The sequence below is a fragment of the Pseudomonas machongensis genome, assembly GCF_034961125.1.
GTDB classification, from domain to species: domain Bacteria; phylum Pseudomonadota; class Gammaproteobacteria; order Pseudomonadales; family Pseudomonadaceae; genus Aquipseudomonas; species Aquipseudomonas machongensis.
The window spans coordinates 30,265-38,193 of record NZ_JAYFUI010000193.1 but is presented as its reverse complement, the minus strand read 5'-3'; the positions used below and the strand labels follow the sequence as shown (position 1 = coordinate 38,193).

Sequence of the window (7,929 nt, the reverse complement as noted above, 5' to 3'; positions counted from 1 at the left end):
GTAGAGAAGCTGCGTCAGGACCTGACCAAGCAGATGGGTGTGCCTGTGCACATCAACATCGAAGAGATCCGCAAGCCGGAACTCGACGCCATGCTGGTTGCGCAAAGCGTTGCCCAGCAGCTGGAGCGCCGCGTTATGTTCCGTCGCGCCATGAAGCGCGCTGTACAAAACGCCATGCGTATTGGTGCCAAAGGCATCAAGATCCAGGTGAGCGGTCGTCTCGGCGGTGCCGAGATCGCCCGTACTGAGTGGTATCGCGAAGGTCGTGTGCCTCTGCACACCCTGCGTGCCGATATCGACTACAACACCTACGAAGCTCACACCACCTATGGTGTGATCGGTGTGAAGGTTTGGATCTTCAAAGGCGAAGTAATTGGTGGTCGCCAGGAAGAGCTGAAGCCGCAAGCACCAGCGCCTCGTAAAAAAGCTGCTAAGTAAGGGGTACGCCAAATGTTGCAACCAAAGCGTACAAAATTCCGCAAGCAGATGACCGGCCACAACCGTGGTCTGGCACTGCGCGGTAGCAAGGTCAGCTTCGGCGAGTTCGCTCTGAAAGCTGTCGCTCGCGGTCGTCTCACCGCCCGCCAGATCGAGTCGGCGCGTCGTGCGCTGACCCGTCACGTAAAACGTGGCGGCAAGATCTGGATCCGTGTATTCCCGGACAAGCCGGTTACCAAGAAGCCTCTCGAGGTTCGTATGGGTAAAGGTAAGGGTTCCGTGGAGTACTGGGTTGCCCAGATCCAGCCAGGCAAAGTCCTGTACGAGATCGAGGGTGTTTCTGAAGAGCTGGCGCGCGAAGCTTTCGCCCTGGCTGCTGCAAAGCTGCCTCTCGCCACCTCCTTTGTTAAGCGGACGGTGATGTGATGAAAGCGAATGAACTTCGTGAAAAATCGGCACAGCAACTGAATGAGCAACTGCTCGGCTTGCTGCGCGACCAGTTCAATCTGCGTATGCAGAAAGCAACTGGCCAGTTGGGGCAGTCGCACCTGCTCTCGCAAGTTAAGCGTGACATCGCTCGCGTGAAAACTGTGCTCAACCAGCAGGCAGGTAAGTGATCATGGCTGAAGCTGAAAAAACCGTCCGTACGCTGACTGGCCGTGTCGTCAGCGACAAAATGGACAAGACCATCACCGTTCTGATCGAGCGTCGCGTTAAGCACCCGATCTACGGTAAATACGTTAAGCGTTCGACTAAGCTGCACGCGCACGACGAAACCAACCAGTGCAAGATCGGCGACAAGGTTTCGATTACCGAAACTCGTCCGCTGGCCAAGACCAAGTCCTGGGCACTGGTTGAAGTCCTCGAACGCGCTGTTGAAGTCTAAGGGCTAGGGGTCGGAGAAATTTTATGATTCAGACTCAATCCATGCTCGATGTGGCCGATAACAGCGGCGCTCGTCGCGTCATGTGCATCAAGGTGCTCGGCGGTTCGCACCGCCGTTACGCCGGCATCGGTGACATCATCAAAGTTACCGTCAAGGAAGCGATTCCTCGCGGTAAGGTCAAGAAAGGCCAGGTGATGACTGCTGTTGTCGTTCGTACCCGTCACGGTGTACGTCGCGCTGACGGTTCCATCATTCGTTTCGACGGCAACGCTGCTGTTCTGCTGAACAACAAGCAAGAGCCGATCGGTACCCGCATCTTCGGGCCAGTGACCCGTGAACTTCGTAACGAGAAGTTCATGAAGATCGTCTCGCTCGCCCCTGAAGTGCTGTAAGGAGATCCGACATGCAAAAGATTCGTCGTGACGACGAGATCATCGTGATCGCCGGCAAAGACAAGGGTAAGCGCGGTAAGGTGCTGAAGGTTCTCGCTGATGACCGTCTGGTCATCGGTGGTGTCAACCTGGTCAAGCGTCATACCAAGCCGAACCCGATGGCAGGCGTTCAGGGCGGTATCGTCGAGAAAGAAGCGCCTCTGCACGCTTCCAACGTTGCCATCTTCAATGGCGAAACCAACAAGGCTGACCGCGTTGGTTTCAAAGTAGAAGACGGTAAGAAAATTCGTGTCTTCAAGTCGACCCAAAAAGCGGTTGATGCTTGAACACTGCTAGGTAGAAGACCATGGCACGACTGAAAGAGATTTACCGGAACGAAATCGCTCCCAAGCTTAAGGAAGAACTTAAGCTGTCGAACGTGATGGAAGTTCCGCGCGTTACCAAGATCACCCTGAACATGGGTCTGGGCGAAGCGATCGGCGACAAGAAAGTCATCGAGCACGCAGTTGCCGACCTGGAAAAGATCACCGGTCAAAAGCCGGTCGTGACTTTCGCTCGTAAATCCATCGCGGGCTTCAAAGTCCGTGAAGGCTGGCCGATCGGCGTCAAGGTGACCCTGCGTAGCGACAAGATGTACGAATTCCTGGACCGCCTGCTGGCGATCTCCCTGCCTCGGGTTCGCGACTTCCGCGGCCTGAATGCCAAGTCCTTCGATGGTCGTGGCAACTACAGCATGGGCGTGAAAGAGCAGATCATCTTCCCGGAAATCGACTACGACAAGATCGATGCTCTGCGCGGTTTGGACATCACCCTGACCACCACTGCTCGTTCGGACGACGAAGGCCGCGCTCTGCTGCGTGCATTCAAGTTCCCGTTCCGCAACTGATTGGAGTAGGAAAATGGCCAAGAAGAGCATGAAAAACCGCGAGCTGAAGCGTCAGCTCACGGTAGCCAAGTACGCCAAAAAGCGTGCCGAGCTGAAAGCGACCATCGTCAACCTGAACGCCTCTCCAGAAGAGCGTTTCGCTGCCGTTGTCGCTCTGCAGAAGCAGCCTCGTGATGCCAGCGCTTCGCGTCTGCGCAACCGTTGCCGCCTGACCGGTCGTCCTCACGGTGTTTACCGTAAGTTCGGCCTGGGCCGTAACATGCTGCGTCAAGCTGCAATGCGCGGTGACGTACCAGGTCTGGTCAAGGCCTCCTGGTAATCGCTGCAGGTGTGATCCCGGCGTAGGGGGAGCAATCTTCCGACCGCCGGTGACATCGCCAACAAACAAGCCCCCTCGTGGGGCTTGTTTCGTTTCTGTCTTGTGTCTAGAATGACCGGCTCACCTGAGCCTGGGTTTTTTGCCCGGGGCGGTCAGGTGGTTGTGATAGCCGCAAGGCTAATAATTCTTGTATCAGGAGCATCTAGCCCATGAGTATGCAGGACCCGTTAGCGGACATGCTAACTCGCATCCGTAATGCCCAGATGGCTGAAAAGTCCGTCGTAAGCATGCCTTCCTCCACTCTGAAGGTCGCGGTTGCCAAAGTTCTGAAGGACGAAGGTTACATCGCTGGCTACCAGGTCAGTGGCGAAGCCAAGCCTTCCCTGTCGATCGAACTGAAGTACTTCGAAGGCCGTCCGGTCATCGAGGAACTGAAGCGCTCCAGCCGTCCAGGCCTGCGCCAGTACAAGTCCGTCTCTGACCTGCCGAAAGTACGTGGCGGTCTGGGCGTGTCTATCGTCTCCACCAACAAAGGTGTGATGACTGATCGCGCTGCGCGCGCTGCCGGTGTCGGTGGCGAAGTTCTGTGCACAGTGTTCTAAGGGGAGATAGGCATGTCTCGCGTCGCTAAGAACCCCGTTAAGCTGCCATCCGGTGTCGAAGTCAAATTCGCCGGTCAGCAGCTTTCGGTGAAGGGTGCCAAGGGCACTCTCGAACTGAACGTTCACTCGTCTGTTGAAGTTACCGAAGAGTCCGGCGAGCTGCGCTTCGTCGCTCGCAACGGTGACCAGCAAGCTCGTGCCATGGCCGGTACCACCCGTGCTCTGGTGAACAACATGGTCCAGGGCGTAAGCCAAGGCTTCGAGCGCAAGCTCCAGCTGGTCGGTGTTGGTTACAAGGCACAGGCCAAGGGCACCATCCTGAACCTGGCTCTGGGCTTCTCGCATCCAGTGGACTACGAACTGCCAGCCGGTATCACCGCTGAAACCCCAAGCCAGACCGACATCCTGATCAAGGGTATCGACAAGCAGCTGGTGGGTCAGGTGGCCGCTGAAATCCGCGACTTCCGTCCGCCAGAGCCTTACAAAGGCAAGGGTGTGCGTTACGCGGACGAAGTAGTCCGTCGTAAAGAAGCCAAGAAGAAGTAGGGCCTAGCAAATGACCGACAAAAAAGTTATTCGACTGCGTCGCGCTCGCAAAGCACGCCTGAAAATGCACGAGCTCGAAGCCGTGCGTCTGTGCGTGTTCCGCTCCTCGCAGCACATCTATGCCCAGGTCATTTCGGCCGACGGCAGCAAGGTTCTGGCAAGCGCCTCGACCTTGGACAAAGAACTGCGTGATGGCGCCACCGGCAACATCGACGCGGCCACTAAGGTTGGCAAGCTGGTAGCTGAGCGTGCGAAAGCCGCCGGTGTATCTCAAGTTGCCTTTGACCGTTCCGGCTTCAAGTACCATGGTCGCGTCAAGGCGCTGGCCGATGCTGCTCGTGAAGGCGGACTGGAGTTCTAAGTTATGGCAAATAACGATCAAAAGCGCGACGAAGGCTACATCGAGAAGCTGGTTCAAGTTAACCGCGTTGCTAAAACCGTTAAAGGCGGCCGTATCTTCACCTTCACCGCGCTGACCGTGGTAGGTGATGGCAAAGGTCGCGTCGGCTTCGGCCGTGGCAAATCGCGCGAAGTACCTGCCGCGATCCAGAAAGCCATGGAAGCTGCCCGTCGCAATATGATCCAGGTTGACCTGAAGGGCACCACCCTGCAGTACGCCACCAAGGCTGCCCACGGCGCCTCGAAGGTTTACATGCAGCCTGCTTCGGAAGGTACCGGTATCATCGCCGGCGGCGCAATGCGTGCTGTCCTGGAAGTTGCTGGTGTCCAGAACGTTCTGGCCAAGTGCTACGGTTCGACCAACCCAGTGAACGTGGTTTACGCCACCTTCAAGGGTCTGAAAGCCATGCAATCTCCTGAATCCATTGCTGCCAAGCGCGGCAAGAGCGTTGAGGAGATCTTCTGATCATGGCAACCGTAAAAGTAACGCTGATCAAGAGCACCGCCGGCCGCCTGCCTAACCACATCCTGTGCGTTAAAGGCCTGGGTCTGCGTCGCATCGGTCACACTGTAGAAGTCCAGGATACTCCCGAGAATCGCGGGATGATCAACAAGGCTTACTACATGCTGCGCGTCGAGGGTTAATCGATGAAACTCAATGATCTGAGTCCAGCGCCGGGTTCCCGTCGCGAGAAGCATCGTCCGGGTCGTGGTATCGGTAGCGGTTTGGGCAAGACTGGTGGCCGTGGTCACAAAGGTCAGACCTCCCGTTCCGGTGGCACCATCGCTCCGGGCTTCGAAGGCGGTCAACAGCCGCTGCACCGTCGTCTGCCGAAGTTCGGCTTCGTTTCCCTGAAAGCCATGGATCGCGCCGAAGTGCGTCTGTCCGAGCTGGCCAAGGTGGAAGGCGACGTGATCTCCGTACAGTCCCTGAAAGACGCCAACGTGATTGGCCAGCATGTACAGCGTGTGAAAATCATGCTGTCCGGCGAAGTCACTCGCGCAGTCACTATCAAGGGCATCGCCGTCACCAAAGGTGCGCGTGCGGCTATCGAAGCAGCTGGCGGCAAGTTCGAGGAATAAATGGCTAAGCAAGGTGCTCTCTCTTCGCTCGGTAAGGGCGGGATGTCGGAACTCTGGGCTCGTCTGCGCTTTCTGTTCATGGCGATCATCGTCTATCGGATCGGCGCACATATCCCGGTGCCTGGCATCAATCCAGACCGTCTGGCGGATCTGTTTCGACAGAATGAGGGGACCATTCTTAGCTTGTTCAACATGTTTTCCGGTGGTGCGCTGGAGCGCATGAGCATCTTTGCACTGGGGATCATGCCGTACATCTCGGCATCGATCATCATGCAGCTCATGACCGCAGTCAGCCCTCAGCTGGAGCAGTTGAAGAAGGAAGGTGAAGCTGGCCGTCGCAAGATCAGCCAGTACACCCGCTACGGCACCGTTATCCTGGCGCTGGTTCAAGCCATTGGCATGTCCATTGGCCTGGCCAACCAGGGCGTGGCGTTTTCTGCTGGCCTGGGCTTCCATGTCGTTGCCGTCTCCACCTTCGTGGCTGGCGCAATGTTCATGATGTGGCTCGGCGAGCAGATCACCGAGCGCGGTGTGGGCAACGGTATCTCGATGTTGATCTTCGCAGGTATCGTTGCCGGTCTTCCGAGAGCAATCGGGCAGTCTTTCGAGTCTGCGCGCACAGGCGATATCAACATCTTCGCCCTGGTCGCTATCGGTTTGCTTGCAGTAGCGATTATCGGTTTCGTGGTGTTCATTGAGCGTGGTCAGCGTCGTATCGCCGTTCACTACGCCAAGCGTCAGCAGGGCCGCAAGGTCTTCGCTGCGCAGACCAGCCACTTGCCGCTGAAAGTGAACATGGCGGGCGTCATTCCTGCCATTTTCGCGAGCAGCATCTTGCTGTTCCCGGCTTCGCTGGGTGCCTGGTTCGGTCAGTCCGAGGGTATGGGCTGGCTGCAGGACATCTCGCAGTCGATCGCTCCTGGTCAGCCGTTGAACATTCTGCTGTTTAGTGCAGGGATCATCTTCTTCTGCTTCTTCTACACAGCGTTGATGTTCAACCCGAAAGACGTAGCGGAAAACCTGAAGAAGTCCGGTGCCTTTATTCCGGGTATCCGTCCTGGTGAGCAGTCGGCGCGCTACATTGATGGCGTTCTGACCCGTTTGACCATGTTCGGTGCTCTTTACATGATGGCCGTCTGCCTTCTGCCCCAGTTCCTGGTGGTGGCAGCAAACGTGCCGTTCTACCTTGGCGGGACCTCGTTGCTGATTGTGGTAGTGGTTGTGATGGACTTCATGTCCCAAGTACAATCGCACCTCGTTTCGCACCAGTACGAATCCCTGATGAAGAAAGCCAACCTGAAAGGCTACGGTGGCAGCGGTCTGCTGCGCTGATAGACCCCTAAGGTTCGAGGAGTCGGTAATGAAAGTTCGTGCATCGGTGAAAAAGCTGTGCCGCAACTGCAAGATCATTCGTCGCGAAGGTATCGTGCGCGTGATCTGCAGCGCGGAACCGCGTCACAAGCAGCGCCAAGGCTGAGTGTGATCTGCGCTTCAAACCCAGCAGCTAGTGTGCTGCTGGGTTGATTATTCGTTTCTACAGCGATATTATCTCGCGCCCTATTTCTTGGCTTCCGGGGCGTAGGTAGCTGTCAATTGGAGTCCCACTGAATGGCCCGTATTGCAGGCGTCAACATTCCAGATAACAAGCATGCTGTTATCTCGCTGACCTACATCTATGGTGTCGGTCGCACAACTGCACAGAAAATCTGTGCAGACGCTGGTGTAAATCCAGCCGCTAAGATCAAGGATCTGAGCGACGAGCAAATCGAAACCCTGCGTGGCGAAGTCGCGAAGTTCACCACCGAAGGTGACCTGCGCCGTGACATCAACATGAAGATCAAGCGCTTGATGGACCTGGGTTGCTACCGCGGCCTTCGTCATCGTAAAGGTCTGCCGGTTCGCGGTCAGCGCACCAAGACCAACGCACGCACCCGTAAGGGCCCGCGTAAGCCGATCCGCAAGTAATCGCCCAGGAATATAGACATGGCAAAACCTGCTGCTCGTCCTCGTAAAAAAGTCAAAAAGACAGTGGTTGATGGCATCGCCCACATCCATGCGTCTTTCAACAACACCATCGTGACCATCACCGACCGTCAGGGCAACGCTTTGTCCTGGGCGACTTCCGGTGGTTCGGGTTTCCGTGGTTCGCGCAAATCCACCCCGTTCGCAGCTCAGATCGCTGCTGAGCGCGCTGGTCAAGCTGCGCTGGAATACGGTCTGAAGAACCTCGACGTGAACGTCAAGGGTCCAGGTCCAGGTCGTGAGTCCGCCGTTCGTGCACTGAACAGCTGCGGCTACAAGATCGCCAGCATCACCGACGTGACGCCAATCCCGCATAACGGGTGCCGTCCGCCGAAGAAGCGTCGCGTGTAATCAGG

The 7,929-nt window shown here is 56.8% G+C and carries 18 protein-coding genes; all 18 read left to right on the top strand.

What is annotated here, in order from left to right; all coding sequences use genetic code 11:
- Window positions 1-438 (top strand): 30S ribosomal protein S3 (gene rpsC, locus VA602_RS25245; RefSeq protein WP_323454634.1); only part of this gene is annotated, 438 nt, incomplete at its 5' end.
- A 12-nt stretch (window positions 439-450) separates the two neighbouring features.
- Complete coding sequence (gene rplP / locus VA602_RS25240) at window positions 451-864, top strand: 50S ribosomal protein L16 (protein ID WP_009397508.1); 414 nt, start codon at window positions 451-453, stop codon at window positions 862-864.
- Entirely contained in the window at window positions 864-1,055 is a 192-nt protein-coding gene (gene rpmC / locus VA602_RS25235; RefSeq protein WP_002555481.1) for a 50S ribosomal protein L29, read from the top strand. The genes rplP and rpmC overlap by 1 nt, the downstream gene beginning before the upstream one ends.
- A gap of 2 nt (window positions 1,056-1,057) precedes the next feature.
- The gene (gene rpsQ, locus VA602_RS25230; protein WP_023534981.1) at window positions 1,058-1,324 is read left to right on the top strand and encodes a 30S ribosomal protein S17; all 267 of its coding nucleotides are present in this window, start codon (window positions 1,058-1,060) and stop codon (window positions 1,322-1,324) included.
- Between the two features lie 23 nt (window positions 1,325-1,347).
- Entirely contained in the window at window positions 1,348-1,716 is a 369-nt protein-coding gene (rplN, locus tag VA602_RS25225) for a 50S ribosomal protein L14 (protein WP_011063774.1), read from the top strand.
- 11 nt (window positions 1,717-1,727) lie between these two features.
- Window positions 1,728-2,042, top strand: coding sequence for a 50S ribosomal protein L24 (gene rplX / locus VA602_RS25220; protein ID WP_003255476.1), 315 nt, complete (start codon window positions 1,728-1,730; stop codon window positions 2,040-2,042).
- Between the two features lie 20 nt (window positions 2,043-2,062).
- Entirely contained in the window at window positions 2,063-2,602 is a 540-nt protein-coding gene (rplE, locus tag VA602_RS25215; RefSeq protein WP_003255474.1) for a 50S ribosomal protein L5, read from the top strand.
- A 13-nt stretch (window positions 2,603-2,615) separates the two neighbouring features.
- Entirely contained in the window at window positions 2,616-2,921 is a 306-nt protein-coding gene (gene rpsN, locus VA602_RS25210) for a 30S ribosomal protein S14 (RefSeq protein ID WP_013970638.1), read from the top strand.
- Between the two features lie 209 nt (window positions 2,922-3,130).
- Window positions 3,131-3,523 carry a 30S ribosomal protein S8 gene (gene rpsH, locus VA602_RS25205; protein ID WP_023382627.1) on the top strand — a complete coding sequence of 131 codons (393 nt, stop codon included), beginning with the start codon at window positions 3,131-3,133 and terminating at the stop codon, window positions 3,521-3,523.
- A gap of 12 nt (window positions 3,524-3,535) precedes the next feature.
- Entirely contained in the window at window positions 3,536-4,069 is a 534-nt protein-coding gene (gene rplF, locus VA602_RS25200; protein ID WP_027594874.1) for a 50S ribosomal protein L6, read from the top strand.
- A 10-nt stretch (window positions 4,070-4,079) separates the two neighbouring features.
- Complete coding sequence (gene rplR / locus VA602_RS25195) at window positions 4,080-4,430, top strand: 50S ribosomal protein L18 (RefSeq protein ID WP_023629183.1); 351 nt, start codon at window positions 4,080-4,082, stop codon at window positions 4,428-4,430.
- A gap of 3 nt (window positions 4,431-4,433) precedes the next feature.
- Window positions 4,434-4,934, top strand: coding sequence for a 30S ribosomal protein S5 (gene rpsE, locus VA602_RS25190; RefSeq protein WP_003255465.1), 501 nt, complete (start codon window positions 4,434-4,436; stop codon window positions 4,932-4,934).
- 2 nt (window positions 4,935-4,936) lie between these two features.
- Window positions 4,937-5,113, top strand: a complete 177-nt coding sequence (gene rpmD / locus VA602_RS25185) for a 50S ribosomal protein L30 (protein ID WP_029614570.1) — start codon at window positions 4,937-4,939, stop codon at window positions 5,111-5,113.
- Window positions 5,114-5,116: 3 nt separating this feature from the next.
- Entirely contained in the window at window positions 5,117-5,551 is a 435-nt protein-coding gene (gene rplO / locus VA602_RS25180; RefSeq protein WP_054893563.1) for a 50S ribosomal protein L15, read from the top strand.
- A complete protein-coding gene (gene secY / locus VA602_RS25175) occupies window positions 5,552-6,883 on the top strand; it encodes a preprotein translocase subunit SecY (protein ID WP_003255459.1) in 1,332 nt (443 codons plus the stop codon).
- Window positions 6,884-6,911: 28 nt separating this feature from the next.
- Window positions 6,912-7,028 (top strand): 50S ribosomal protein L36, encoded by a 117-nt coding sequence (gene rpmJ / locus VA602_RS25170; RefSeq protein WP_011531897.1) that lies wholly within the window; start codon window positions 6,912-6,914, stop codon window positions 7,026-7,028.
- A 131-nt stretch (window positions 7,029-7,159) separates the two neighbouring features.
- Entirely contained in the window at window positions 7,160-7,516 is a 357-nt protein-coding gene (gene rpsM, locus VA602_RS25165; RefSeq protein ID WP_003257112.1) for a 30S ribosomal protein S13, read from the top strand.
- Between the two features lie 18 nt (window positions 7,517-7,534).
- Window positions 7,535-7,924, top strand: a complete 390-nt coding sequence (gene rpsK / locus VA602_RS25160) for a 30S ribosomal protein S11 (protein ID WP_003255454.1) — start codon at window positions 7,535-7,537, stop codon at window positions 7,922-7,924.
- Window positions 7,925-7,929: the final 5 nt, after the last annotated feature.

Excerpts from the sequence above, each read along its gene's own strand:
- rplO (WP_054893563.1), top strand. The coding sequence starts at position 5,117 with ATGAAACTCAATGATCTGAGTCCAGCGCCGGGTTCCCGTCGCGAGAAG.
- rplR (WP_023629183.1), top strand. The coding sequence starts at position 4,080 with ATGACCGACAAAAAAGTTATTCGACTGCGTCGCGCTCGCAAAGCACGC.
- rpsH (WP_023382627.1), top strand. The coding sequence starts at position 3,131 with ATGAGTATGCAGGACCCGTTAGCGGACATGCTAACTCGCATCCGTAAT.
- rplF (WP_027594874.1), top strand. The coding sequence starts at position 3,536 with ATGTCTCGCGTCGCTAAGAACCCCGTTAAGCTGCCATCCGGTGTCGAA.
- rpmC (WP_002555481.1), top strand. The coding sequence starts at position 864 with ATGAAAGCGAATGAACTTCGTGAAAAATCGGCACAGCAACTGAATGAG.
- rplP (WP_009397508.1), top strand. The coding sequence starts at position 451 with ATGTTGCAACCAAAGCGTACAAAATTCCGCAAGCAGATGACCGGCCAC.
- secY (WP_003255459.1), top strand. The coding sequence starts at position 5,552 with ATGGCTAAGCAAGGTGCTCTCTCTTCGCTCGGTAAGGGCGGGATGTCG.
- rpsE (WP_003255465.1), top strand. The coding sequence starts at position 4,434 with ATGGCAAATAACGATCAAAAGCGCGACGAAGGCTACATCGAGAAGCTG.
- rpsM (WP_003257112.1), top strand. The coding sequence starts at position 7,160 with ATGGCCCGTATTGCAGGCGTCAACATTCCAGATAACAAGCATGCTGTT.
- rplE (WP_003255474.1), top strand. The coding sequence starts at position 2,063 with ATGGCACGACTGAAAGAGATTTACCGGAACGAAATCGCTCCCAAGCTT.
- rpsN (WP_013970638.1), top strand. The coding sequence starts at position 2,616 with ATGGCCAAGAAGAGCATGAAAAACCGCGAGCTGAAGCGTCAGCTCACG.
- rplX (WP_003255476.1), top strand. The coding sequence starts at position 1,728 with ATGCAAAAGATTCGTCGTGACGACGAGATCATCGTGATCGCCGGCAAA.
- rpmD (WP_029614570.1), top strand. The coding sequence starts at position 4,937 with ATGGCAACCGTAAAAGTAACGCTGATCAAGAGCACCGCCGGCCGCCTG.
- rpsQ (WP_023534981.1), top strand. The coding sequence starts at position 1,058 with ATGGCTGAAGCTGAAAAAACCGTCCGTACGCTGACTGGCCGTGTCGTC.
- rplN (WP_011063774.1), top strand. The coding sequence starts at position 1,348 with ATGATTCAGACTCAATCCATGCTCGATGTGGCCGATAACAGCGGCGCT.
- rpmJ (WP_011531897.1), top strand. The coding sequence starts at position 6,912 with ATGAAAGTTCGTGCATCGGTGAAAAAGCTGTGCCGCAACTGCAAGATC.
- rpsK (WP_003255454.1), top strand. The coding sequence starts at position 7,535 with ATGGCAAAACCTGCTGCTCGTCCTCGTAAAAAAGTCAAAAAGACAGTG.